This window comes from Chachezhania antarctica, from assembly GCF_003646465.1.
Lineage (GTDB): Bacteria > Pseudomonadota > Alphaproteobacteria > Rhodobacterales > Rhodobacteraceae > Chachezhania > Chachezhania antarctica.
This window is the reverse complement of record NZ_QZEX01000006.1, coordinates 319,482-341,018: the sequence shown is the minus strand read 5'-3', so window position 1 is coordinate 341,018 and position 21,537 is coordinate 319,482. Positions and strand designations below refer to the sequence as shown.

Below are 21,537 nucleotides of genomic sequence, written 5' to 3'. Positions count from 1 at the left end.
TCATTTGTTAACCCCGAGGATCTCCGCCTTGATCCCCTCAACCGTTTCGGCGGTCATGCCGGCGCTGCGGGCATGTTTCTCGACGGCCGCGGCTGCTATCTCACGGGTTTCCCGGGCGATGCGCTCGCGCTCTTCCTCCATGAGCTTCTCGCGGATCCCGGAAGAGCTCATCACGTCCTTCAGCATCTTGCCCAGGAAGTGCAGTTCGCGCGGGTCGATCTCGTCCCCTTCCTTGATCATCTGCGACTGCATGACCTTGAAGGCGAGCGTGGTGATCATCTGGAACAGCACGTTGTGGCGCTTGGCCTCTTCCTCCAGGCCGTTGTCGTTCATCCAGCCCGCGGCCCAGGCGCTGGCCTGTTCCTGCGCCTTGACGAAGTGCTCGTATTCCTGGCCGAAGGCGTGGATCGCGCTCTTGCCGATGCGCAGCTCCAGCCCGTCCTCTTCCAGGCGGGCGTTCAGGGCATCGGCCAGGGCGACATAATCGCCGAAGCCACGGGACTTCAGCTCCTCCTGGAGCCAGAGCCGCAGCTCGGCGGGTAGCAGGTCAACCTTGCGGGGCGGAGGCATGGCTCACCTCCGGGCGCTCGGGCGCTGGATCTCCGGGTGAAGGGCGCGGCCACGGGCGATCTCGACGCCACGGGCGGTGGCCTCGACGACCAGGAAGGCCCCTGCATCCTGATATGTGACAAAGCCGTTCTCTTTCAGCCAGGCCAACTCGGTCACGACCTGGTCACGGCTCGACGTCACGCCGACACCGTCCAGGACATCGGTGAGGATCGATGCGTTGGACGTATAGTCCATGCAGGCCTCCAGGTGACGGAGGATCGCCAGGCGGCGGTGCTTGCGCAGGGTCTCGTTGTAGGCGTTCATGTGGTGCCCCTCAGGTGGTCCTCGTGACGGCTGACGATGCGCTCCGTCCTGGTCTGGCTTTCGGACATGGCTATCATCGTGGCGGACATCGCCTTCATGTCGCCCGACATTTCACTCAGGTGCAGCTCCAGCCGGTGCATGTCGTCCTTGCCGGGCATTGTCTGGATGGCCTGCTCAACGGCCTGCAGCCGCAAGTCGTGCCGGTCCATCCGCTTGCTGCCTTCGTCGAAGCGTCGGTCCACATCCTTCCTCCGCGTCGCGAAGAAAGCATAGGTGGCCGAGCCCAGCGACACGACCAGGCTCACGAGGCCCAGGGCGCGATAGACGTTGTCCAGGTCGATCATCACCGCGGGACGCCTTTCCCGCCCCATTTCTGGAAGGCAATGTCCTTGACCGTGTGACCGCCCATGTAGAGGCCAAGCCAGACGGCCGTCAGCTGGAACAGGGTTGCGAGGTCGGGCTGCGGCAGCGCGATCTTGAAGATCGCGTTCAGCACATGCAGGGCCACGATGCTCCAGAGCCAGAGGAAGCCCACCAGGTACATGGAAAGCGGGCGCCAGGCGCGCATCCAGACGGGGTCGCTTTTCTCGGCCTGCAGAAGTGCGAACTGTCCCTTCAAGGCTGTCTCGTGCAGCTCGATCAGTTCGGGCGCTTCGGCCTCTGCCTGGGCCATTGCCTTGCCCAGATCTTCGGGCCGCGTCTCGGCAAGCGCCGGCAGCTGATCGGGAGTTGTCCCCGCATTCTGTGCCACGCGCTGGAGGACCTCGCCAACCAGCGAGGCATTCCCCTGGCCAATCCGGTTGGCGAGGATCCGTTCAACAAGGGGCGCGCCGGCCTGGGCGGCAAGCGTGACAAGGGCGGACGATACCATCAGAAGCTCCGCAGGAAGGTGGCAAGTTTGGGGGCGCGGGCCGCGAGTTTGGCAGCGATGGCGTCGCGATAGGTCCAGGCCAACCGCAGACCCCAGCAGACGCAGACGGCGAGCGCGATCCACCCGGCCCAGCCGAACAAGTCGGCCCCGCCGGTGTTGCCCGTGATCGCCGGCGCTTGGGTCGCCGGGGCTGCAACGGCGGCACTGCCGCCCGCGGCCTTTACCTTGGACCGGGCATCCAGCATCCGCTGAAGCGTCGAAAGCGTGGCCTTGCCAAGGATAGCATCCGCCAGTAGGGCATGGTCCCGCTGGAACGCCAGCACGGCCTCTTTCGCCACGCCGCGGGCGTTATCGCCAATCGGGTATCCAAGCGTGGCGAAACCTTTCCGGATCGCGGCGATCTCGTCAGGCCTCATGGGCACAACGATCCGCGCACAGCCGCCGGGCGGGTTCTGGGCGACCTTCCCGGCATAGCTGCCGAACTGGATCAGAAGGAACTCTTCCTCCCGGCGGCGCTGCAGTCCGGGCAGCACCTTGCCGCCGCCCTTGTTCCAGAGCTTGATCCGGCGCCCGACCTCCGCCCAGTCGCGTTCGACCCACGCCCGGACCCAGGATGCCCTCCCGATGGCGCCGGTGTTGAAGTGGAAGCTTACGCCGCCGTCGAATTCGTGCTGGCGCGCACCCGGCATAGTCCGGGCCACGGCCGGCTCGTAGTTCGTGGCAAGGGCCTTTGAAAGCAGTCTTGCCGCTTCGGCCTTGCTGATCTTCATGCCCGCCTTGGGCTTCACGACGCCGGATGCCGCCGTCAGTCCACTGCCGATCGTCCAGATCCCGACAGGATCGCGATAGGCGGTCAGGACGACCCCTTCATGGCGCTCGATGAAAGCCACCCCTTCGGCACTGGTCTGCATGGAAGAACCTCGTGAGATAGCGCGGGGGCGATAAGCGCCCTTCGCTTTGCTCCAAGGTGGCCCGGCGCCGGAAACGGAAACACCCGCAAGGGTTTGCGGGTGTCAGAAGCCGGGCAAATTCATCTGTCGGGAGGGAGGGTCGGAAGACCGTGTATTGGCAGCTTTCAGGTAGCTTCGGACGGTCACGTCGGTGACATGCAGCTTGCGGGCAATTTCGGCGATAGGCAAGTCCCGAGAATGCATCAGCCGCGCGAGCCAGGGCTTCGCCGTCGGGATCCGGCGGGGAAGATGCTCCGCCGCCCTTGCGATCTCGGCCGCGGTCTCCAACCCGAACAGCTCGGCAAGCCGCGAGCGCCCTTTCGGGTTGGAGGTGAGGTAGAGTTCGGCCCCGCCAAACTCCAGAAGGAAGGTCGCCGCCCGGTCCGGACCCAGGACCCGGACGAACGGTTCGATCTGGACGGGCGGTTTCGGAAACGTGCCGTCTACGTTTTCCTGCCGGGTCATTCGAGCTCGATCCCGTGGCGGCGGCACATGTCCTTCAGCGCACGGATCACTGCGTTGATCTGGGCTGTATCCCGCAACGCATCCACGTCCAACGGCACGAATTGCCACTTGCCGCCGAACCGAGACCGAATGAATGCGTTGAGCCCGTCCCGGTCAGGGCGCTCCAGAGCGCCGGCATCGCCCAGCTGTTTCCAGAGCACATGGATAAACCGAAGATCGGCCCGGGGTGCCAGAGGCTTTGAACGGCCCTTGAAGGCGCCCTTGCCAGTCGTCTTGAAGCCACGTTCCTTCAGGGCCGACATAACCAGACGCAGATCGGCATCCGACATGTCGGACATGCTGGCCTTGCCGGTCACGGCCAGCTGCAGGTCGTGCCGGGTGTCCTCGTCAAGACCGAGGTCGCGGCAGGCGACGTGTATCTGGCGTTGCAGGCCTCGGTCTTTACCCATGGAAGCACCGCGCGCACAGACCGTCGCTCTCGGCCGTGTCCCTGAACGTCCGCCCGCACATACGGCAGTCGCTCGTTTCCAAAGCTGCAGGGTTCCCGGTCGGCGCCTCGGCCGCGGCCCGCTCGTTCTGCCTGCGGCGCCAGGCGGCGTACTTGCCACGGAGCTTGTACATGTCGACGCTCATCCGGGCTGCCACGGCCTTCATGTCCTCACCGGCCATCAGGTAGGTAAAGGCTTTCTCCCACTCTTCGCCCGTCGGGTCGGAGAAGGTTTGGGTGGCTTTTGCGGTCCTCGCCGCGGGCGCGGTCTCCACGGGCGCAGGCAAGGCCGTGGGACGCGGCGGCACCGGGTCCTTCGGCCCTGTCAGGAAATCGAAGTAGCGTTCCGCATGAGCCCGATCCGCGAACGTGGCGATCACGGACGGAACGATCTCGACAATCTCGATCGATCCGTCGTCTTTCTGGCGCAGTTCATATCCGTTCATGTCTATCTCCGGCTGCTCATCAGGCCCCGGCCACCACGCCAGGACGACGCCCCGAACCTCGGGGCGTTTCGCTCAGGAAGAACTCTTCGACGGGGTGAACTTCAGGACGGTCCGCTCCGGGATCTCCACGGGTGCACCGGTGGCTGGGTTGCGGCCGGTTCGGGCGGCCCGGGTCCGGGTCTCGAACTTGCCAAAGCCCGGGATTGCCACCTTGTCGCCCGCGGCCGTTCGCTCGGAGATCTTGCCCAGGATTGCATCGAGCGCGGTGCCGACCGTCGCTTGGTTCAAGTTGGCTTCCGCAGCCACGTCCTTGATCAAGGCAGTTTTCGTATAGGTTGTCATGTGGTCTCTCCTTCTGGGTGATGTCCCGGCCGGACCATCCGGCCGGGATGGGTTCAGGCTTTCGCCAGATCGATCGTCAGCGATTGCCAGGCGGCGTCCTGGGCATCGCGAAACTGGAAGCGCAGGTAGCTCTGCGAGCCGATGATATGGATGGCGTCTCGGATTGCGTCCTGGCCCTTCTGCCAGCGCGCATCCTCGCTTTCGGTCCGCAGCAGCAGGAACATGTTGGTCCGGTTGATCTTGCCTTCCTTGTCGGTGTCGAAGGCATTGGTGACGATCGAACGCATTTCGGCCCGGGTATCGGCCGACCACTCGTTGAGGCACTCGTCGAAGAGGCCCTTGGCGATCTGCATTTCCGGGCCGAACTCGATCCGGTCCTGCACCCGTACCTCGATCTTCATCAGGCCGTCGAAGCTGGTATAGGTCCGGTTGCCCTTGGCTCCGCCCTTCGTCAGGCCATATTCCTGTGCCAGCATCGCGTCGAAGTCGCCCAGGTCTTCGTAGGCGTGGCCCTTGAAGCGGCTCAGCTGTTCGGCCAGGGCAATGGCAAACCCGAAGACCTTCCGGACCAGTTCGTCCTGCAACAGGTGCTGGGGCTTGATCAGCTCCCGGGCGGTGAGCCGTCCCTTGGCATCGGCCATGTACTTGTGGCCGTTGACCTCGACGATGCCGTCGGGGATCGGGGCGGGGGTGAACTGCGTTGCCTGCGGGGTCATGTCTGTGGCTCCTCGAACGTGCCGTGGATGATTTCGGGAACGGGTGCTCCCGGCGGGATGGGGACGAGGCCGAACAGTGCAAGTGTGCCGGCCATCGCCTCGATTTCTTCCTGGCTGACCAGGGTCGTGCCGCGCGGGCCGAGCTCGTCGACCTTGCCGAGACCGCGCGCGGCCTTCTGCATCATCTCGTGAAGTTCCCAGCGCTCAGGCATCGGTGCCTCCGACGATCCGGAGACCGCGACGACCGGTCGATGCGCGCCGCAGGTTCCTGACTGCGAACATGAGCTCGATGAATTCCGAGCCCAGGCGCACCAGGGCCACGTCATCGTCCCAGGTCATCCCCGGCCGTCCGCGGGCCAGGAGCACAGCCGCGGCCGTGATGATGACGGCCTCTTCTTCGTCCGATGGCGGCGTGGCGATCAGGTCCTGGTACTGGACAGCTGCCTCGTCCGAGAATTCGATCGCCTCGATCCGTTCCAGCAAACTGGCTTGGGTCATTTCACTTGCTCCTTCCGGAAATGCGGGCAGGCATTGCAGGCCCGGAACATCCGGACCCGCTGACTGTTCTCGTTCGAGTATTTCCGCGCCTTGCCCCGCCACTCCTGACAGAGCTTCGGGGCGATCTCGCCAAGCGCAGGGCAGGCGATCACGAACTCCTCGTAGGCGCCGCGGACGGCCGTCTCGACGGCGCGGAGATCACCGGGATATTTCCGGCGCAGAACCTGGCTGACCAGCGCTGCGGAATATCCCAACTGGGCCGCGACCTTGTTCTGGCTGGCCTGGGCACATTCCCGTGCCAAGGTGACAACCCAGTCTGGGATCTCTGGCCCCCAGGCCGCGCGCGCGATTTCAAGCTGACTGTTCATGCGGCACCCTGCGGCTCGAAGACCTCGTGGGTGTTCGGGTCGTAGATCCGCTTCACCCGCTGGATCTTGGGAGGCAGCGGGCCGTTGTTGCGGATCAGGCGGTAGAGCGCCAGGCGTCCTTTCACCGGTTCGGCCTTGCGCAGAACTTTCAGGTACCCGCACTTGAGCAGCATCGAAACATAGGACTTGGCGGTCTCGTTGGTGACCGTGACCGAGAGCGTCGTGGCATGCTGGGCAATGTCCACATGCGTGAACTCGCGCAGCATGTACATGCTCCGCCACATGTTCTCGACCCCGCCGCCCTGGGTAACCGGGGTACCGTCGGCCCGCAGGCGCGGGGCATGGTGGCCGCCGTCCTTGACCAGGTCATAGGTCGGCGGGTCCAGGTCCTCGTGCTTCACGACATAGCCCGCCGCGATCAGACACTTCAGATAGTCCCGGATCGTTTTCTTGTCGGCCAGCGAGCGGCTGCGGAGTAGGCCGACGGAGAAGCCTTGAGGCGTCGCCTGAATGGCTTCCCAGATATCCTGGCGGGCCGGTTTGCGCTCATGAACCCGCGGCAGGCCGGGCGGAGAAACGGACATCAGCGACCTCCCCGCGGTGCCGGCGCGTCGCCGGTGTAGAAGCGGATCCGATTTGCATCCGCCATGGTGCAGCGGTCCTTTCCGCGTAGGGCGGCGTCCTCCCGGATCTGGCCCAGGATGACGACGATGCGCCGCGCGCGACCGTTGGCGGCGCGCAGAACCTCCCCCAGAACGTCTTCGTCGATCTCGACGCCGGAACATTTCATCTGGGCCAGCATCTGGACCTCACGCAGGTCTGCGGGCTCCGCGGCGACCCAGTCCAGCATCCGGTTGTGGGTCCGTTCCAGCCTTGCCAGGTTCTGCGGCAAGCGCTCCTCGCCGATCAGGATGATTGTGCCCTTGCTGTCCTCGAAAAGCTCGCGGACCAGCTCGATCATCTTGTTCTTCATGAGGTAGTCGGCTTCGTCGATCAGCAGCGGGCGCCCGGTGACCGCCAGCTGGCGCGAGATCTGACTGGACATCTCCGGGATCGTCCGGCGCGGTTCGATCCCCATGTTCGCCAGGATCGACCGGAACAGCGTCTTCCGCGTCCAGCTCTCGCGCATCTCGACCCAGTAGGCACTGGTCTCGTTCGCGTTCCAGGTCGCGGCCGTGGTCTTGCCGTAGCCAGAGGGGCCGTAGAAACAGGCCATACCGGGCAAATCGGGGTCCCGGTCATTCACCCGGTGGATCAGCTCGTTGAGCAGCATCACGTTGCGCAAGGGCGCGACGCCGGGGGTGAAGCTGCCTGCTCGGTCGTGTTTCATCGTTATGCTCTCCTCTTCAAGGGACCGCTTAAGGGCGGTTTCACCGAATGCTGTCGGCCCCGAACCTGTCGAAGATCGTCAGGTTGGAGCGGTATTCGGGGGTTTCGGAATAGCGGCGGTACCAGGCTGCTTCTTCGCGCCCCACGGGCTCGCCCGCTTCGGATCGCGCCTCGATCTCGCGGGCGCGGAAGAAGCGATCGCGTGCGTTTTCCTGGGCGGGCTCCAGCTCCGCCTTTCGGGTGCCGAAGCTCTCGGCGAAATCCAGAAGCTGCGCCTCCTGCTCGGGCGTGGTCTGCGGCGTGGCCATCGGTCGCGCGATCAGCGGGCCTTTCTGGCGTTGTTCCAGCCTGCGGATCTCTTCCAGGTTGGCCAGCTTGACGACCTTGGCATCCACCTGGGCCTCGGCACGCTTGGGCAGCTTGTCCAGTTCCCGGGCAAGCCCACCCACGGAAACCGGACGAAGTTCCTTGGCGGCACGGCGCTGCGCCTTCAGATGGCGGCTCCGCTCCTTCGCGGCGGCCTGGGCCGAGGCCAGGTCGAAGAACTCGGACTTCTCTTGGCACTCTGCATACCCAAGGAACTCGCCCGCAAGGCTGTAGATGTAGGCACCGGCATGCAGATCCTCGGGGTTGAACCGTGCGACGACCGTCTGGCCAGCCAGCTCGTTCATCCAGTCCGACCAGTAGCCGTTCTTGTGCAAGGTCATGCGGCCGTGGGTCTTGTGAAGCTTGCAGACTTGCTGGGCCATAAGGCAAAGCCGCAGCTGCTCGTCGGTGGCCTTCCGGACCGGCGCCCGGGCATAGCTCTCGGCGAAGGTCTCGTCGAAGCTGCGGCCTTCGGCGGTGGCGCTCAGCCGGCCTTGCCGGGCATTGTGTTCGGCGATCCCTTCCGCGACGACGGCCAGGAAGTCCTCCAACTCCACCGCGCGGGACATGTAGTTCTCGGGCTTGGCGTCCGGCTTGTGGCCAACATAGGCCCCGGCAAAGCGCGGATCCTTGGCCACGTCGCTGGCCAGGTCGAGGAAGGCGCGCTCGATCGGCTTGGCCTGACCGTGGCCGGGCGTGGCCCAGTGGATTTTCACCCCAAGCAGCGCCAGGACACCCAGTGGCTCCTCCTCGCGGACCTTGAAACGGAACCGGGTCGGTGCGCCGCCGGTCAGCCACTTGTTGGCGAACTCATGGCCGTTGTCGAAGAGGCAATGCTGGGGAATGCCCCAGTTTTGCAGCAGGTCCTTGAAGGCCGACATGACCGCGACCTTGTTCGGGTCGACATCCACCCGCCAGGACAGGATCTTGCCCGAATACAGGTCCTGAAACGCCACGATCTGAGGGCGGATTGGCTTGTCGAAGCCGGGCCATGTGACGAAGACGTCGATCTTGTGGCAGTCGGCGTTGACGCCCTCCAGGGCGGAAAGGCCGGACCGGTCTCGGATCTGCGGCGGGAAGCACTTCATCAGCCCGCGCTCGCCCTCACGCAGGAAAACCTGACGGACGCGCGGCACCTCGCGATCCAGCCAGCGCTTGGCGGTGCGTTCGGTCAGCGGTGCCACGCCATGGTGTTCGCAAAGCCTCAGGACCCGCCGATAGCAGGAGCGGAAACTCGGGGCCTCCAGGCGCAGGAAGTCCGCCAGCAGCCAATGATAGAAGTCCTTCGCCGCTTCGGCCTTGGGCGCGGCATTGGCCCCGGCGCGGTGCCGCGGCGCCAGGTAGGGCAGCCAGTCCGCCGGATCGACACCCTCGACCAGACCGAACCAGTTCCAGATCGTGCGCTCACTCTTGCCGATCCGGTTCGCAACCATGGCGACGGCCAGGTACTTGGTCGAAACCGGGGTCAGGCTTTCGATCTCCCGCAAGACGGCAAGCCGATCTGCCGCAACCTTCTTGGTGGCCTCAGGGAGGGCTTCGAACCACCGCCAGCGTTCGGCCCGATCAGCCCCGGGGGCCGCGACTTCCTCGACTTGCCCAGCCTCGGCCAGCAGCTGTCGCTGGGTCCGGACCGGCAAAAGCCGCCAATGGTACTCCCAGCCACCGCCCCGGGCCTGGCGGCGCCGGGCACGGCCGGGCTGCGCGCGCCAGTCCTGCGACTTGGCCACGGCCTCGATCCCCTGCCGGGTTGCCGGCAGATCGGGTAGCCGGGCTTCGGCCAGCTCGGCGACAGTCCACCAGTCCTTGAGGGGCGCGAAATCCTTCATTCTGCGGCCACCCCGTGACGCGCGATCAGCGCCTCGACCTCGTGGCCGAACTCGTCGGCGAACCGGCGGCGTGCGATGGCCGAGGACCGTTTCCAGGCTGTCGACAGTGCAAGGAATGCCTGTTCATGGGGATCCACCGGGGGCGTGGAATTGGCCGATGCCTTCACGGCTGCCAGGGCCTTCGCGGCGGACTTCGCCTTACCCTCGGCAAAGGCATCGACCACCGCATAGCGCTCGGTCGGCCCCAGCGTGCCGATGACCTGCAGATCCTTCAGGCCGACCGGGCGCGCGGCCTTGCGCAGCCTGGACACCTCGTCCCCAGCCAGGCGCTCGCCCGCGGCCACCATGCGCCGGACGTGGCGCTCGGTGATCCCGAATTTCTCGGCGGTCGCGTTGGCGAAGGAGCAAACGGACATCGTGTCCGTTTGAAATTGCGCGCTGCGGCGATCTCCGCCTTGGCGGGCCTCCGGATGCAGCTTCTCATAGACCCGCTTGCGCTCGGCCAGGAAAACGGCCGTATCCAGGGCGGTCAGCTCGGCACCCGCAAGATTGTCGTCGATCTCCATCAGCCGGGCGAAATCGTCGTTACAGCGCCAGCAGGCGACCTTGATCGTCTCCCAGCCCAGTTCCCGCGCAGCGGTCAGCCGATGAAGGCCGGCCATCAGAATGGCGCGGCCGTCCTTCTGCCGCCGCACATGGATGGGATCCTTCATCACACCCAGTTCGCCGATCGAGGCGATGATCGCCTGCACACCCGCTTCGCTTGCCGGGCGCAGGCGCTGCCCGATCTCGATATCGGCGACGGGCAGTTCGGTGATCGTGGTCAGAAGTTCAGCCATTCTCGGCAGGGCCTTTCGTCATCGTGTAGTAGAAGCGCCGCGCGCCATTGACGCGCCGCTGCTCGCAAGTGATCACCGCGCCGTGCTGGCGCAGCTCCGCCACGCAGGCATTCACCGCCATTACCTCGGCCCTCCTGACGATCTCCCGGGTCGTGTGCGGCTTGCCGTCGGCCAGAAGCCGGCGGACGCGAACAAGACGGGGAGAAAGGAGAGAGGCCGCATGCATGGTCAGCCCTGCGCCTCGACCTCGTAGACGGCGGAGATATCCGTCCGTGTTGCGCGAAACCGGCCGCCCCAGCCCTTGTGCCCGATGATCCGTCGGACGCGACTCAGGGGCTCGCCTACGGCCTCTGCGGCGTCCGCGACGGTGCAGTTCCAGCCGATCGGCTCACAATGCTGCCAGACGCGGAAGGCTATGGCCTCGGTTGTCGGGTTGACGGTCTTGGTCATTGGTAAATCATCCCCATGAACAGCCCAATGAAGAGGAGGATGAACAGGCAGGCCACGCCGATCAGGTCGCCGACCCAGCTGTCATCCATCCACTGGGAAAATGCGGAAATCCGGTGCCAGGTCGCACGGATCGCGGGCCCGACGCGCGACCTGGCAGGCTCGGTCCTCGCATCGGCCGGGAGGACAGCCGAAGGAGGATCGAAGCGGTGAGGCGGAGGATCTCGGAATGTCATGCGCACCCCCAGATTTTGTGGTATGATGGCCGCTCTGCCCTAGCGGTGCCGGGAAGCGTGTGCGCGCCCCCCAGCACCTTCATCCCCTTCTGCACGACCAAAAGGAGACGAATTCCAATGTCGGCCTTGCGGTGACGGAAGGTGTTAGCAGCACCCCCCGCCACCTGAGCCCCTGAGTACCCAAGCCACCCAAGGACTGTTCGAATGGATTTAGAAGCCATTACTGCCCTCATCGGTGTCGGCAAAAACGCTGCCGGAATGACGAAGACTGCCACGGAGGTTGCCCAGAGCCTCCGAGCGCTCCTCGCAAAGCCCAACCCCGACACCGAGGCGTCCAATCGCCTCGTCTCCGAGCTTCTGGAACGCTTGCTCGCGCTGCAGTCTGAGCAATTGTCGATGCAAAGCGCGATGCTGGAGCTGCGTGAGGAACAGCGTCGCATCGAGCGATTTCAGGCCAACGCTAATCGCTACACCCTCAAGCGGACCGAACAGGGGTCTCTCGTTCGCGAGCTGAAGGCCTCTGACGCCGATGGCGATCCCATTCACTGCGTGTGTGCAGAGTGCTACGAGAAGCAGGTCATATCTTTCCTGCAACTTGTCGGGCACAACACGTTCGAATGTGGAGAGTGCGACGGGATCGTTTACATGTCCGACGGTCGAGATTCCGGGATAATGATCGCGCCCGTCAACCGAAGCTCCCGGTTCCCTGGTGACGGGACGGTTTGAATTGGGCTTCGTCATTGCTGCGACTCGCGACTGAAGGGTAGCGGAACTCGGGCGGCGAAAAACGCGATAGCGACGGCCAGTTTGCGGTCGTCTCCCCCGAGTACGGCATTCTCCTCGCGGCGTTCGGAGATCATGTCGGATAGTTCCCGCCAAGGGTCGTCGGCTCCGTTAATTCGGTTGATCACATATTCCAGGTCCTGGTCAGCAGAGCGCTCCATCACAGCACCCCGATTAGCCGGAAGAACCCGACCCAGATCATCAGCCCAAGGAACACGCCCGGCAGGATCCACCAGCCCTGAACCCGTCCGCCGCCCACCTTGCGCTTGGTGGCGCGCGGCATGACGCCAAGCGCATGAACTCGTCCGGAGCGCGCGCTCCACAGCGTCGAAATAGCCATCATGCGGCCTCCTGCGGGTTGGATTTCGGGGGACGGGGAATGTCTGCCGGCCAGGCAAGGTCGGCAGGCCAGATTGCGCTGAAGTAATTGCACGCCATGAAAGCAGTGATCGGTCGTACGCCCTGCTGTTTACCCTTGCGGAGGCGCTCCAGGGCGCCCAGCGAGATCCGCCGAACGCGTTGCCGGTCATGGGGCCATTGGTACATCGGGCCTTCGTATTGAGGTGCGTTGCTCCAGGTGAGCACCACCCCAGTTCGAACGGCGTAGAGGAGGTCTAGGCGGCAAAGCTCTTTGGCGCGCGCGGCCGCCTCTGCGAGCTCCGGCCCAGCTAGGCGCGGCGCCAAGGGCCGATCATAGGGCAACACGGCCAAGTCAGGGCAGAGCAGCAGAGCCAGCTTGCGACGAAGGCTCATCATGCCACCGCCTTTCGCGGCCCATCTGGCCGACGAATGTCAGAAGGCCATTCCAGGTCGGGGGGCCATTTGACCGAGAACCAGCGCAGGATCTCGTTGGCCCGCTTGAGCGTGCAGCTCTTTCCTGCCTCCAAGCGACCGAAGAACTTTCCATCGTCCGCGGCGTACAGGCTCAAGGTCCCAAGGCTGATGCTATTGTGGGCGCTGTATGCCTTCGCGACGTTCAAGATGTCTTGCTCGGTCATTTTCTGCTCCGGTATTTTGACCATATTTCTATCAGGTCAAAATACCGGTAGTCAACGCTGCTGTGTTGGTTATTTTACCAGCATGGATATCGGGACCAGATTTCAGGAGTTGGTAGCCGCCAGGCTGGCTGAGCTTGGCCTGAAGCCGTCTGCCGCTGAAGCGGCTCTCGGCCTGAAAACCGACTCGCTTCGTAACCTGTTCCGCGAGAACCCCGGCAAGGCGGGACCGCGACGGCCCCGCATAGACACGGCCGAAGAGATCTGCAGGGCGCTAAACCTTGAGATTTACGTGGGGCCACCGCGGGACACTGGCCCGATTGAGCAGCTGGTCCTGGATGGCGATGACTATACCCACATCCCTTTCCACGCGGCCACGCTCTCAGCTGGCGGCGGCGCAATCAACGCGGAGGAGGCAATCGTCGATCACCTCGCCTTCAAGCGCACGTGGTTGACCAGGATCGGACTGTCACCATCGAACGCGGTGCTGGCACGTGTCGCCCTGGGCGAGATGGGCGAAAGCATGTCGCCAACAATCGCACCCGGAGACATGGTCCTGATCGACACGGCAAAGCGGGAGATCCCGACGAAGTTGGCGGGTCACAAGTCGCGCCACGGCCCGATCTATGCCTTCACGACGGACGACGGTGCGCGGGTGAAGCGCATCGCCCAGCTCGACGACGCGATCATTCTGGTGTCGGATAACCCGGACGTGCCACCAGAGTTCCTAAAGCGGGACCGGTGGGCAGAGATCAATGTGATCGGCAAGGTAGTCTGGTGGGGCCACACGGCTGAGGAATGAACCCCTCCCGCTATCGGATACCCAAACGGCATTCTTCCCTTGCACCTTCACCAATCTCTGCCCGTTGCGCTGACAGGCGTCTTCCATGGTCAAAAAAGGCCACCTTGTACGATGACCACGGGCCTTTCGGCCCATCGGCGCCTATCGCGATGACCTCCCCACAGATCACCAGTTTATCGCTGCTAACCTCATAGGCGTAATGCTGCTGGAAGAGAAACGTGGCGAACCCGTTCGCCGCCCGCAGGATCTCCTGCGCCATGTTGAGCTCCACGGCCGACGGCGCTTGCCAACGCGCCTTCGCGGTCTCGACCAGGTGCGCTTCAATCACCTCTTCGCTGGCCTCGATCCCATTGGCTTCGGCATAGGCGGTCCAGAGGTCTGCCTCGTCGGTGATTTCCCAACCGTTCTCCACAGCTTCCTGGGCCAGCCGCAGGACGCGATAGTCAGTCTCCTGGGCCGCAGCCGGCAGGGCGGGGAGGAGGAGAGCCAGGGTGGCAGCGATCAGTTTCATGGGGCGGCTCCATGGCAGGGCGGCGGAAGTGCAGACATCATTGCCGCCAGCGTAGCGCAAGATGATCCGCGGAAGAATCCCCTTTCGTGCCTGCGATGCCGTGGGGCGCAAGGCAAGGCGGCTGACGCGGGCTTCCAGGTAGGCGCTCCCGCCAATTACAGTCCCGATAACGTTGCCAAAAGGCCCCATATTTCAATTCTTGCGGGTGTTTCTGCCAGCAGTTTTGCAATTTTCTTGTCCCAAGCCCCCAGATGCGACTGAGACTTGTCGAGCTGCCTGGGGGGCCAGGAGGGCGAGATAATGAACAACGCATTCTATTTTGGCGACAACCTGCACATCATGCGGGAATACATCCCCGACGAAAGCGTCGATCTGATCTACTTGGATCCACCCTTTAACTCGAATGCCAACTATAATCTCCTCTTCCGTTCGCCCGACCCAAAGCGCTGGTCGGACGCCCAGATTGCGACGTTTGAGGATACCTGGACTTGGGGAGACGCCGCAGAAGAAACCTTCGAGAGTTTGACTTTCGGAGCTGGCCGCGTATCGGACGTTATGCTCGCCATGCACAAGATGCTCGGACAGAATGACATGTTGGCGTATTTGACCATGATGGCCGCGCGCCTCGTCGAGTTGCAGCGAACGCTTAAGCCTACGGGGTCGATCTATCTGCATTGTGATCCAACAGCGAGCCATTATCTCAAAGTGGTGATGGACGCGATTTTCGGGCCGACACGGTTCCAGAATGAGATCGTGTGGCAGCGAAACACTGGAAAGTCGCTCATGAAGAAGCGTCTTCCCAACACGCATGACCTCTTGCTCGCCTATCGTCATTCGGATCAGTCGACGTGGAACGACGATGCAATTTACTCGCCGTATGATCCGCACAACCTACCAGAGAAAACTAAGAAAAAGTACTCACACAAGGACCCAGACGGACGGCTCTACCGCCTAGACAACCTGCTGAATCCAAATAAAAATAGGCCAAATTTGGATTACGAGTTCTTAGGAGTCCGGAGGGTGTGGCGCTGGACGAAGGAAAGGATGCAGGCCGCATATGACGCAGGACTAATCCATCAATCGGGTCCAGGACGAGTTCCACAATACAAACGGTTCCTCGACGAAATGAAGGGCCTGCCCCTCTCCGATGTCTGGACGGACATTTTGCCGCTGAATTCTCAAGCCCAGGAGCGCCTGGGATATCCGACGCAGAAGCCACTTTCCCTTTTGGAGCGGGTCATTTCGATGTCTTCCCGAGAAGGCGACGTTGTACTGGACCCCTTCTGCGGGTGCGGAACGACCTTGCACGCCGCAGAGAAACTCGGCCGGCAGTGGGTTGGCATCGATGTCGCCGTTCAGGCGATGAGAGTCGTGGAAGACCGGCTAAGGAACTCGTTCCCCAAGATCGACTATGACGTTTTCGGCCTCCCGACCAGCGTGAGCGGGGCGAAGTGGCTGGCCGAGAACGACCCCTTCAAGTTCGAAGAGTGGGCGGTCAATGTCATTGGGGGCATGCACTCCGGCAAGTTCCGCGGCGACGGTGGTGTCGACGGCACATTCTACTTTCTCACTGGAAAGGACGAGGCGAAGAGCCGAGGGATCATCTCAGTCAAGGGCGGTAGAAACCTGAACCCTGGGATGATCCGGGATCTCGTTGGCACGTTGGAAAGAGAAAGGCGCTTTACCGAGGATCCGAACGCGATAGCGGTGTTCGTATGCGCCGAGCCTGCAACCAAGGGAATGCTGGAAGAGGCAAGGCATGCTGGGAAGATCCTTACGGACTTCGGCGACTACCCAGCCGTGCAAATACTGTCGATCGATGAGATCTTTGGCGGAAGCTCGATCCGAGTTCCCTTCCTCTTCGACGTCGTCACGGCAGCGGCAGCTGGACGCCGGAGACCGGGTCAGAAATCAGCTTTCCTGGATCCCAGGGAGTTGGCTCGTCAGCGCCAGTTCCTGTTCTCGTTCGGCGGCGGCAAGGGAAAGGCAGAGCAGATGCCCCTCTTTCAGGAGCAACCGGTCATGCCCGCCCATGTTCGACACGCGGGGTAATCTCCTAGGCGAGGTCGGGCATTTCTTTTGCATGTTCACTCCCGGAGGTAACGGGATCCAAGTGACACTAAGCTATTAAACACTCTCACTTTTCTGCAAGATGCAAGAGGTTCGACAAACTTGCGCGCCCATTTGCATGTTACGGGATACGACCATCGGCTTCCGTTCTCCCGATCACGGCCTCAATACCCTTGTTAATATGGGTTTCAAGGCGCTCATCATGCCGCGGTGGGACGAAGGCCAACGGCCCCGTGGGCGCCAAGGATCGGCCTACTGAAGGACAAGCTGCTAAACGTCGACGCTCCGGTTCGGAACTCTGTAAGCGCCTGATCTTTAGCGTTCTTCCGGCGTCTTCCGGGTTGGCCCGGGGTCTTCCGGCTTACTGCAGATATCTCTGTCCCATTACACCGGGGAAGCAGTGACATCGTCGCAAAAGGAACAGCCACGCGCCGCTCCATGGCCCGCGTCTGAACTGCTGGGCAGTCCTGTACGTTTCTGTAGAGGAATGGTGGTAGCGGAGGAGGGACTTGAACCCCCGACACGCGGATTATGATTCCGCTGCTCTAACCGACTGAGCTACTCCGCCAAAGGCCCGCGCGTGTTAGGCCAGCGCCGCGGGGGGGTCAAGCGGGAATTTCATCGAAACGACCGCACGGTTTCGATCATCAGCGCCACGTTATCCGGGTCGGCATCCGGCGTGATCCCGTGGCCAAGGTTGAAGATGTGCGGACCGCCCGAAAAGGCGCGTACGATGGCCTGCGTCTCGGCCACCAGAGCCTCGCCGCCTGTCACCATGTGCTCGGGCGCAAGGTTGCCCTGAACGCAGCCATCGGTCTGCACATGCGCCGCGGCCCAGGCCGGATCGACGCCCTGGTCCAGCGCCACGCAATCGACGCCCGTCGTCTTCGCGAAACCGGCATAGGCCTCGCCCGCGCCGCGGGGGAAGCCTATGACGGGCACATGGGGATAGCGCGCCTTCAGGGCCGCCGTGATCTCCCGCGCGGGCGCCACGGCATAGGCTTCGAAATCGGCACCCGTCAGCGAACCGGCCCAGCTGTCGAAGATCTTCACCACCTCCGCCCCGGCGTCGATCTGGGCGGACAGGTAGACGATGGTGGCTTCGGTCACGCGGGCGAGCAAGGCCTCGAACGTGGCGCGGTCGCTGTCTTTCAGCGCGTGGGCCGGGCCCTGGTCGGGCGTGCCGCGGCCCGCGATCATGTAGGTGGCCACCGTCCATGGGGCGCCGGCGAAGCCGATCAGCGTGACGTCCTTCGGCAGTTCCTTGGACAGGATCGACACGGTTTCGTAGACGGGCGACAGGGTGTCGTGGATCGCCTCGACCGGTTTCAGCTTCGCCACGTCGGCCGCGGTGGTGGCCGTGGACAGGCGCGGGCCTTCGCCCGTCACGAACCACAGGTCCAGCCCCAGCGCCTGCGGCACCAGCAGGATGTCGGCGAACAGGATCGCCGCGTCGAAGCCAAAGCGGCGGATCGGCTGCAGCGTGACCTCGGCCGCCAGTTCGGGATTGTAGCAGAGCGACAGGAAATCTCCCGCCTTCTCGCGCGTGGCGCGGTACTCGGGCAGGTAGCGGCCCGCCTGGCGCATCATCCAGATCGGCGGCACGTCCTGGGTTTCACCGGCCAGCGCCCGCATGATCTTCTTCGCTTCGGTCATGATACGTCCCTGCGTTTGAACCATTCCTGCGTCGTCGCTGACAGATGGCTTGTCAAGACCGCGGGTCAAGAGCGACGGGCGTTGTCCTTCAGGCGTCCCGGCGCTATTGGTTTTGGTATGACCACCCTGCCCTCTCCCGACGCCCCGCTTCGTATCGGCACCCGCGGCTCGCCCCTGGCGCTGGCCCAAGCGTGCGAAACCCGCGACCGGCTGGCCGCCGCTTTCGATTTGCCGGCCGCAGCATTCGAGATCCAGGTGATCAAGACCACCGGCGATATCGTGCAGGACCGTCCCCTGAAAGAGATTGGCGGCAAGGGCCTGTTCACGCGCGAGATCGAGGCCGCGTTGATGGACGGCGGGATCGACATCGCGGTGCATTCGATGAAGGACATGCCTGTCCTGCAGCCCGAAAGCCTGGTGATCGACTGCTACCTGCCGCGGGAAGACGTGCGCGACGCCTTCGTGTCGCCAAGCCTGACGCGGCTGGAGGATCTTGCCCACGGTGCCGTGGTGGGCACGTCCAGCCTGCGGCGCAAGGCGCAGCTGTTGATCCGGCGGCCCGATTTGCAGGTGGTCGAGTTTCGCGGCAACGTGCAGACCCGGCTGAGGAAACTCCATGACGGCGTGGCACAGGCAACCTTCCTTGCCACGGCCGGGCTGGTCCGGCTGGGCATCCTGGGCGAGATCCCGGCAACTCCCATTCCCGAAGACGTTCTTCTGCCCGCAATCGCGCAGGGCGCCATAGGAATCGAACGCCGCGAAAGCGATGTTCGCGTGGCCGAAATGCTGGCCGCGATCCATGACCGCGAGACCGGCGAACGCCTTGCCGCGGAACGCGCCTTCCTCGCGACACTCGACGGCTCGTGCGAGACGCCGATTGCCGGGCTGGCGGTGCTGGACGGCGGCACGCTGCACCTCAAGGGAGAAGTGTTGCGCCCCGACGGCAGCGAAGTGGCGACCGAGGAGATCTCGGGCCCCATCGCCGACGGTGCCGCGATGGGGCAGGACATCGCCCGGAAGATCCTGGGCCGGACCGGGCCGGATTTCTTCCGGCTGTAGGATCCCTACTTCACGCTTGTCACCGGGCCCTGCGTCGGAACCGTCTGGCGATTGGCGGCCTGGCGGCGGTCGGGGCGGCGAAAGGCCAGCGGCTTGCGGCGCGGCTCGCTCTGCGGCTCTCCAGCCTCGCAGGCCGGCGGAATGCGGTGACGGCCCCCGAACGGACATTCCTGCGGGCGCAGCGCCACGAGCACGTCTTTCTGGAGCTTCTGCCCCGCACGGTTCGCGGCATACAGCGCCTCGAAGTAGTCGCGGAGCCTGCCGTGCGTTGTCACCGCGTAGTCGGCCAGTTGCAGCCGCGCGATGGGACAGGGCTGGCACGAGATCAGATCGTCCACCTCCATCTCGACCATCAAGGTGTTCACGTCACCGGGGCCGACCTGGCCCTGTTCCTCTTCACGATGGGCCACGAGATCGGCTGTCCGGCGCGCAGCCTGTGCCGCCAGAAGCGTGCAGACGCGGAAATAGCGGCGCAGGTACAGGTACAGCGCCAGTTCCGTCACCTCGAATTCCGTGACCCATCCCTTCGGGTCCAGCAGTTGATCGGCGGGCAGCACCCGGCCTTTCAGCAATGCCTGCATGGCCTTGCGCATTTCCGGGATGGGCGGCGAGTCAGGGAGGCTGCGCAGGGCAGTCAGCGCCTCGGATTCACTCAACAGCATTTCAGTCGCTTTCCAATGGTCTTGGTCGGCCCGAATCAGCCACAGCTTGCCCGGAACCGACCCGATACGCCCTGTCGTATCGGCGGAGTGTTCAGAAGGCCGCCCCGTCTTGTGCAGACGTCCCCAGATCGACCGCGACGGGAACAGCCCGGCCAGAAAAGCTTCAATTTATTGAAATTGTGTTACGTCGACTAAAAAGAGTGCAGCAATTTGCCTAGACCAGGTGCAGACCGGCATCGACCAGCAGCGTTTCGCCCGTCACATGCCGCGCCGCGTCCGACACGAAGAAGAGCGCGGACTCGGCAATATCGTCGGCTGTCGAGGCCACGCCAAGGGGCGTGCGCTTCTCGACCCCGGCGATCATCTGGTCGAACGCGGCCTCGTCCATCGTGTCCTTGAACCAGCGCGTTCCGATGAAGCCGGGGCAGATCGCGTTGACCCGGATCGCGGGTGCCAGCGCGCGCGCCAGCGACAGCGTCATCGTGTTCAGCGCGCCTTTCGACGCCGCGTAGGCGACCGAGGAACCGACGCCCTTGATCCCCGCGATAGAGGAGGTATTCAGCACAACGCTGGCCCGACCTGTCGATTCATAAGTGTTGACCATCAATGACTTGGCCGCCTGAAGCATCAGGTACGGCCCCACGACGTTGACGGCATAGAGATGCAGGAAATCGTCCTTGGTCAGCGCGTCCAGATCCGAATGATCGCGCGCCATCTTCGTGGTGCCGGCATTGTTCATCAGGATGTCCAGCCGCCCGCGGGCCTGCGCCGCCTCGACCAGTTTCGCCGCACCTTCCGGATCGGACACATCGGCCTGAACGACCGACATCTGCGCACCGTGGGCGCGCGCCATGTCGGCGGTTTCCTCGGCGCCTTCAGCCGAACGCGAATAGTTCACGATCACGTCGGCCCCGCGTTCCGCCAGCTTCACCGCCATGCTTCGACCAAGGCCGGACCCCGACCCCGTCACGATGGCCACACGGCCGTCAAGATCGCCCATTTCTCCCCCGAACTCGCCGCTTGGTTGCGGCGCTTACTTCCATTTCGCCAAAGGCGGCAGGCTCATCAGCACTGCGTCGGCGTTGTGCCCCGTGGCCAGTCCGAACTTCGTTCCGCGGTCGTAGACGAGATTGTATTCGGCATAGAGCCCGCGATGGACCAGCTGCGCATCGCGGTCGGCCTCGTCGAAGCTCTGGAGGCGGCGTTTCTTCACCAGCGGCACGTAGGCCGGCAGGAAGGCGCGCCCGATATCCTGGGTCAGCGCGTAGTCGGCTTCGAAGTCGCCGGTATTGTGATCGTCCAGGAATATGCCCCCCACCCCACGGGCGCGCTTGCGGTGCGGGATATAGAAATACTCGTCGGCCCATTCCTTCAGGCGGGGATAATATTCCGCCCCGTGCGGGTCGAGATGCGCTTTCAGCGTGTCGTGAAAATGCGCAGTGTCCTCTTCATATTCGATGCAGGGGTTCAGATCCTCGCCCCCGCCGAACCACCACGCGTGCGGTGTCCAGAACATGCGCGTGTTCAGGTGAATAGCGGGCACATGGGGATTTTGCATATGGGCCACAAGGCTGATGCCCGATGCCCAGAACCGCGGATCGTCCGCCATGCCGGGAATGCCCTTGCGCGCCGCCATCGAGGCCTGTGCTTCGGGCCCCAGCGTGCCGTAGACGGTCGAGACGTTCACGCCCACCTTCTCGAACACCCGGCCATCGCGCATGACGCTCATCAGCCCGCCGCCCGCGTCGCTTCCATCGGCGCTGTCGCGTTTCGTCTCTGTCACTTCGAAACGGCCGGCGGGTTCGCGGGACAGGGGGCCGGCGGTGTGGCTGTCTTCCAGCGCTTCGAACGCGGTCACGATCTCGTCGCGGAGCGTGCGGAACCATGCTGCGGCGCGGGTCTTTTCGGCATCCATGGTGGCGGTCATTGCGTGTCCCTCC

General features: G+C 63.8%; 31 protein-coding genes, 1 tRNA gene and 1 other RNA gene. 4 read left to right on the top strand and 29 right to left on the bottom strand.

The window, feature by feature from the left end; genetic code table 11:
- From D4754_RS14335 to D4754_RS14240, 20 genes are all read right to left on the bottom strand, one after another.
- On the bottom strand, positions 1-570 hold the full coding sequence (locus D4754_RS14335) for a phage protein Gp27 family protein (RefSeq protein ID WP_121064708.1): 570 nt from the start codon (positions 568-570) through the stop codon (positions 1-3).
- A 3-nt stretch (positions 571-573) separates the two neighbouring features.
- The gene (locus D4754_RS14330; protein WP_121064706.1) at positions 574-873 is read right to left on the bottom strand and encodes a VpaChn25_0724 family phage protein; all 300 of its coding nucleotides are present in this window, start codon (positions 871-873) and stop codon (positions 574-576) included.
- Entirely contained in the window at positions 870-1,217 is a 348-nt protein-coding gene (locus D4754_RS14325; RefSeq protein WP_121064813.1) for a DUF2730 family protein, read from the bottom strand. The genes D4754_RS14330 and D4754_RS14325 overlap by 4 nt, the downstream gene beginning before the upstream one ends.
- Positions 1,217-1,744, bottom strand: coding sequence for a 3TM-type holin (locus D4754_RS14320; protein ID WP_121064704.1), 528 nt, complete (start codon positions 1,742-1,744; stop codon positions 1,217-1,219). The genes D4754_RS14325 and D4754_RS14320 overlap by 1 nt, the downstream gene beginning before the upstream one ends.
- Positions 1,744-2,655: a lysozyme gene (locus tag D4754_RS14315; RefSeq protein ID WP_121064702.1), complete on the bottom strand. Its 912-nt coding sequence runs from the start codon at positions 2,653-2,655 to the stop codon at positions 1,744-1,746. The genes D4754_RS14320 and D4754_RS14315 overlap by 1 nt, the downstream gene beginning before the upstream one ends.
- A 102-nt stretch (positions 2,656-2,757) precedes the next feature.
- Positions 2,758-3,159 (bottom strand): RNA polymerase sigma factor sigma-70 region 4 domain-containing protein, encoded by a 402-nt coding sequence (locus D4754_RS14310; protein WP_121064700.1) that lies wholly within the window; start codon positions 3,157-3,159, stop codon positions 2,758-2,760.
- A complete protein-coding gene (locus tag D4754_RS14305) occupies positions 3,156-3,608 on the bottom strand; it encodes a gp16 family protein (protein WP_121064699.1) in 453 nt (150 codons plus the stop codon). The genes D4754_RS14310 and D4754_RS14305 overlap by 4 nt, the downstream gene beginning before the upstream one ends.
- Positions 3,601-4,092, bottom strand: coding sequence for a hypothetical protein (locus D4754_RS14300; protein ID WP_121064696.1), 492 nt, complete (start codon positions 4,090-4,092; stop codon positions 3,601-3,603). Before D4754_RS14300 ends, D4754_RS14305 begins: the two co-directional genes overlap by 8 nt.
- 6 nt (positions 4,093-4,098) lie before the next feature.
- Positions 4,099-4,166: hammerhead ribozyme type II (locus D4754_RS14295), an RNA gene on the bottom strand.
- A complete protein-coding gene (locus D4754_RS14290) occupies positions 4,165-4,434 on the bottom strand; it encodes an HU family DNA-binding protein (protein WP_121064694.1) in 270 nt (89 codons plus the stop codon). The genes D4754_RS14295 and D4754_RS14290 overlap by 2 nt, the downstream gene beginning before the upstream one ends.
- Positions 4,435-4,487: 53 nt before the next feature.
- The gene (locus D4754_RS14285; protein ID WP_121064692.1) at positions 4,488-5,150 is read right to left on the bottom strand and encodes a DUF3164 family protein; all 663 of its coding nucleotides are present in this window, start codon (positions 5,148-5,150) and stop codon (positions 4,488-4,490) included.
- A complete protein-coding gene (locus tag D4754_RS14280; RefSeq protein ID WP_121064690.1) occupies positions 5,147-5,362 on the bottom strand; it encodes a hypothetical protein in 216 nt (71 codons plus the stop codon). Before D4754_RS14280 ends, D4754_RS14285 begins: the two co-directional genes overlap by 4 nt.
- A complete protein-coding gene (locus tag D4754_RS14275; protein WP_121064688.1) occupies positions 5,355-5,648 on the bottom strand; it encodes a hypothetical protein in 294 nt (97 codons plus the stop codon). Before D4754_RS14275 ends, D4754_RS14280 begins: the two co-directional genes overlap by 8 nt.
- Positions 5,645-6,016, bottom strand: a complete 372-nt coding sequence (locus D4754_RS14270) for a hypothetical protein (protein ID WP_121064686.1) — start codon at positions 6,014-6,016, stop codon at positions 5,645-5,647. Before D4754_RS14270 ends, D4754_RS14275 begins: the two co-directional genes overlap by 4 nt.
- Positions 6,013-6,600: a hypothetical protein gene (locus tag D4754_RS14265; protein WP_121064684.1), complete on the bottom strand. Its 588-nt coding sequence runs from the start codon at positions 6,598-6,600 to the stop codon at positions 6,013-6,015. Before D4754_RS14265 ends, D4754_RS14270 begins: the two co-directional genes overlap by 4 nt.
- Complete coding sequence (locus D4754_RS14260) at positions 6,600-7,346, bottom strand: AAA family ATPase (protein ID WP_121064682.1); 747 nt, start codon at positions 7,344-7,346, stop codon at positions 6,600-6,602. Before D4754_RS14260 ends, D4754_RS14265 begins: the two co-directional genes overlap by 1 nt.
- 40 nt (positions 7,347-7,386) lie before the next feature.
- Positions 7,387-9,537, bottom strand: a complete 2,151-nt coding sequence (locus tag D4754_RS14255; RefSeq protein WP_121064680.1) for a transposase domain-containing protein — start codon at positions 9,535-9,537, stop codon at positions 7,387-7,389.
- Positions 9,534-10,376: a ParB/RepB/Spo0J family partition protein gene (locus tag D4754_RS14250; RefSeq protein WP_121064678.1), complete on the bottom strand. Its 843-nt coding sequence runs from the start codon at positions 10,374-10,376 to the stop codon at positions 9,534-9,536. Before D4754_RS14250 ends, D4754_RS14255 begins: the two co-directional genes overlap by 4 nt.
- Entirely contained in the window at positions 10,369-10,497 is a 129-nt protein-coding gene (locus D4754_RS24570; RefSeq protein ID WP_276208630.1) for a hypothetical protein, read from the bottom strand. Before D4754_RS24570 ends, D4754_RS14250 begins: the two co-directional genes overlap by 8 nt.
- Before the next feature lie 107 nt (positions 10,498-10,604).
- Entirely contained in the window at positions 10,605-10,826 is a 222-nt protein-coding gene (locus tag D4754_RS14240; RefSeq protein WP_121064675.1) for a hypothetical protein, read from the bottom strand.
- Between the two features lie 437 nt (positions 10,827-11,263).
- Here D4754_RS14240 and D4754_RS14235 point away from each other — a divergent pair, with 437 nt between their 5' ends.
- A complete protein-coding gene (locus tag D4754_RS14235; RefSeq protein WP_121064673.1) occupies positions 11,264-11,785 on the top strand; it encodes a hypothetical protein in 522 nt (173 codons plus the stop codon).
- A gap of 11 nt (positions 11,786-11,796) precedes the next feature.
- Here D4754_RS14235 and D4754_RS14230 read toward each other — a convergent pair whose 3' ends face one another.
- The 3 genes from D4754_RS14230 to D4754_RS14220 are packed head-to-tail and all read right to left on the bottom strand — an operon-like array spanning position 11,797 to position 12,595.
- Positions 11,797-12,003, bottom strand: coding sequence for a hypothetical protein (locus D4754_RS14230; protein WP_121064671.1), 207 nt, complete (start codon positions 12,001-12,003; stop codon positions 11,797-11,799).
- Positions 12,003-12,182, bottom strand: a complete 180-nt coding sequence (locus D4754_RS14225) for a hypothetical protein (protein WP_163025914.1) — start codon at positions 12,180-12,182, stop codon at positions 12,003-12,005. Before D4754_RS14225 ends, D4754_RS14230 begins: the two co-directional genes overlap by 1 nt.
- Positions 12,182-12,595 carry a hypothetical protein gene (locus D4754_RS14220; RefSeq protein ID WP_163025913.1) on the bottom strand — a complete coding sequence of 138 codons (414 nt, stop codon included), beginning with the start codon at positions 12,593-12,595 and terminating at the stop codon, positions 12,182-12,184. The genes D4754_RS14225 and D4754_RS14220 overlap by 1 nt, the downstream gene beginning before the upstream one ends.
- 69 nt (positions 12,596-12,664) lie before the next feature.
- Between D4754_RS14220 and D4754_RS14215 the strand changes: the two genes are divergently transcribed.
- A complete protein-coding gene (locus D4754_RS14215; protein ID WP_163025912.1) occupies positions 12,665-13,639 on the top strand; it encodes a LexA family transcriptional regulator in 975 nt (324 codons plus the stop codon).
- Between the two features lie 10 nt (positions 13,640-13,649).
- Here the strand turns inward: D4754_RS14215 and D4754_RS14210 are convergent, their stop codons facing one another.
- The gene (locus tag D4754_RS14210) at positions 13,650-14,150 is read right to left on the bottom strand and encodes a hypothetical protein (RefSeq protein ID WP_163025911.1); all 501 of its coding nucleotides are present in this window, start codon (positions 14,148-14,150) and stop codon (positions 13,650-13,652) included.
- 300 nt (positions 14,151-14,450) lie between these two features.
- Here D4754_RS14210 and D4754_RS14205 point away from each other — a divergent pair, with 300 nt between their 5' ends.
- Complete coding sequence (locus tag D4754_RS14205) at positions 14,451-16,202, top strand: site-specific DNA-methyltransferase (protein WP_121064662.1); 1,752 nt, start codon at positions 14,451-14,453, stop codon at positions 16,200-16,202.
- A gap of 509 nt (positions 16,203-16,711) precedes the next feature.
- Here D4754_RS14205 and D4754_RS14200 read toward each other — a convergent pair.
- Together D4754_RS14200 and hemE are read right to left on the bottom strand one after the other, a co-directional pair.
- Positions 16,712-16,788: transfer RNA gene (locus D4754_RS14200), tRNA-Met, on the bottom strand.
- Between the two features lie 50 nt (positions 16,789-16,838).
- Positions 16,839-17,876, bottom strand: coding sequence for a uroporphyrinogen decarboxylase (gene hemE / locus D4754_RS14195; protein ID WP_121064660.1), 1,038 nt, complete (start codon positions 17,874-17,876; stop codon positions 16,839-16,841).
- A gap of 117 nt (positions 17,877-17,993) precedes the next feature.
- Here hemE and hemC point away from each other — a divergent pair, with 117 nt between their 5' ends.
- Positions 17,994-18,935: a hydroxymethylbilane synthase gene (gene hemC, locus D4754_RS14190; RefSeq protein ID WP_121064658.1), complete on the top strand. Its 942-nt coding sequence runs from the start codon at positions 17,994-17,996 to the stop codon at positions 18,933-18,935.
- 5 nt (positions 18,936-18,940) lie between these two features.
- Here hemC and D4754_RS14185 read toward each other — a convergent pair whose 3' ends face one another.
- The 3 genes from D4754_RS14185 to hemF all read right to left on the bottom strand — a co-directional run bounded on the left by D4754_RS14185 (position 18,941) and on the right by hemF (position 21,524).
- Positions 18,941-19,597: a hypothetical protein gene (locus tag D4754_RS14185; RefSeq protein WP_121064656.1), complete on the bottom strand. Its 657-nt coding sequence runs from the start codon at positions 19,595-19,597 to the stop codon at positions 18,941-18,943.
- Positions 19,598-19,811: 214 nt separating this feature from the next.
- A complete protein-coding gene (locus D4754_RS14180) occupies positions 19,812-20,597 on the bottom strand; it encodes an SDR family NAD(P)-dependent oxidoreductase (protein ID WP_121064654.1) in 786 nt (261 codons plus the stop codon).
- Positions 20,598-20,630: 33 nt separating this feature from the next.
- Complete coding sequence (gene hemF, locus D4754_RS14175; protein WP_121064652.1) at positions 20,631-21,524, bottom strand: oxygen-dependent coproporphyrinogen oxidase; 894 nt, start codon at positions 21,522-21,524, stop codon at positions 20,631-20,633.
- Positions 21,525-21,537 lie beyond the last annotated feature (13 nt).

Coding starts and splice junctions, on each gene's coding strand:
- D4754_RS14320 (WP_121064704.1), bottom strand. CDS start 1,744: ATGGTATCGTCCGCCCTTGTCACGCTTGCCGCCCAGGCCGGCGCGCCC.
- hemF (WP_121064652.1), bottom strand. CDS start 21,524: ATGACCGCCACCATGGATGCCGAAAAGACCCGCGCCGCAGCATGGTTC.
- D4754_RS14180 (WP_121064654.1), bottom strand. CDS start 20,597: ATGGGCGATCTTGACGGCCGTGTGGCCATCGTGACGGGGTCGGGGTCC.
- D4754_RS14270 (WP_121064686.1), bottom strand. CDS start 6,016: ATGAACAGTCAGCTTGAAATCGCGCGCGCGGCCTGGGGGCCAGAGATC.
- D4754_RS24570 (WP_276208630.1), bottom strand. CDS start 10,497: ATGGCGGTGAATGCCTGCGTGGCGGAGCTGCGCCAGCACGGCGCGGTG.
- D4754_RS14255 (WP_121064680.1), bottom strand. CDS start 9,537: ATGAAGGATTTCGCGCCCCTCAAGGACTGGTGGACTGTCGCCGAGCTG.
- hemE (WP_121064660.1), bottom strand. CDS start 17,876: ATGACCGAAGCGAAGAAGATCATGCGGGCGCTGGCCGGTGAAACCCAG.
- D4754_RS14290 (WP_121064694.1), bottom strand. CDS start 4,434: ATGACAACCTATACGAAAACTGCCTTGATCAAGGACGTGGCTGCGGAA.
- D4754_RS14240 (WP_121064675.1), bottom strand. CDS start 10,826: ATGACCAAGACCGTCAACCCGACAACCGAGGCCATAGCCTTCCGCGTC.
- D4754_RS14225 (WP_163025914.1), bottom strand. CDS start 12,182: ATGGCTATTTCGACGCTGTGGAGCGCGCGCTCCGGACGAGTTCATGCG.
- D4754_RS14280 (WP_121064690.1), bottom strand. CDS start 5,362: ATGCCTGAGCGCTGGGAACTTCACGAGATGATGCAGAAGGCCGCGCGC.
- D4754_RS14250 (WP_121064678.1), bottom strand. CDS start 10,376: ATGGCTGAACTTCTGACCACGATCACCGAACTGCCCGTCGCCGATATC.
- D4754_RS14330 (WP_121064706.1), bottom strand. CDS start 873: ATGAACGCCTACAACGAGACCCTGCGCAAGCACCGCCGCCTGGCGATC.
- D4754_RS14310 (WP_121064700.1), bottom strand. CDS start 3,159: ATGACCCGGCAGGAAAACGTAGACGGCACGTTTCCGAAACCGCCCGTC.
- D4754_RS14205 (WP_121064662.1), top strand. CDS start 14,451: ATGAACAACGCATTCTATTTTGGCGACAACCTGCACATCATGCGGGAA.
- D4754_RS14335 (WP_121064708.1), bottom strand. CDS start 570: ATGCCTCCGCCCCGCAAGGTTGACCTGCTACCCGCCGAGCTGCGGCTC.
- D4754_RS14260 (WP_121064682.1), bottom strand. CDS start 7,346: ATGAAACACGACCGAGCAGGCAGCTTCACCCCCGGCGTCGCGCCCTTG.
- D4754_RS14300 (WP_121064696.1), bottom strand. CDS start 4,092: ATGAACGGATATGAACTGCGCCAGAAAGACGACGGATCGATCGAGATT.
- D4754_RS14230 (WP_121064671.1), bottom strand. CDS start 12,003: ATGGAGCGCTCTGCTGACCAGGACCTGGAATATGTGATCAACCGAATT.
- D4754_RS14210 (WP_163025911.1), bottom strand. CDS start 14,150: ATGAAACTGATCGCTGCCACCCTGGCTCTCCTCCTCCCCGCCCTGCCG.
- D4754_RS14220 (WP_163025913.1), bottom strand. CDS start 12,595: ATGAGCCTTCGTCGCAAGCTGGCTCTGCTGCTCTGCCCTGACTTGGCC.
- D4754_RS14235 (WP_121064673.1), top strand. CDS start 11,264: ATGGATTTAGAAGCCATTACTGCCCTCATCGGTGTCGGCAAAAACGCT.
- D4754_RS14315 (WP_121064702.1), bottom strand. CDS start 2,655: ATGCAGACCAGTGCCGAAGGGGTGGCTTTCATCGAGCGCCATGAAGGG.
- D4754_RS14325 (WP_121064813.1), bottom strand. CDS start 1,217: ATGATCGACCTGGACAACGTCTATCGCGCCCTGGGCCTCGTGAGCCTG.
- D4754_RS14185 (WP_121064656.1), bottom strand. CDS start 19,597: ATGCTGTTGAGTGAATCCGAGGCGCTGACTGCCCTGCGCAGCCTCCCT.
- D4754_RS14305 (WP_121064699.1), bottom strand. CDS start 3,608: ATGGGTAAAGACCGAGGCCTGCAACGCCAGATACACGTCGCCTGCCGC.
- hemC (WP_121064658.1), top strand. CDS start 17,994: ATGACCACCCTGCCCTCTCCCGACGCCCCGCTTCGTATCGGCACCCGC.
- D4754_RS14285 (WP_121064692.1), bottom strand. CDS start 5,150: ATGACCCCGCAGGCAACGCAGTTCACCCCCGCCCCGATCCCCGACGGC.
- D4754_RS14265 (WP_121064684.1), bottom strand. CDS start 6,600: ATGTCCGTTTCTCCGCCCGGCCTGCCGCGGGTTCATGAGCGCAAACCG.
- D4754_RS14275 (WP_121064688.1), bottom strand. CDS start 5,648: ATGACCCAAGCCAGTTTGCTGGAACGGATCGAGGCGATCGAATTCTCG.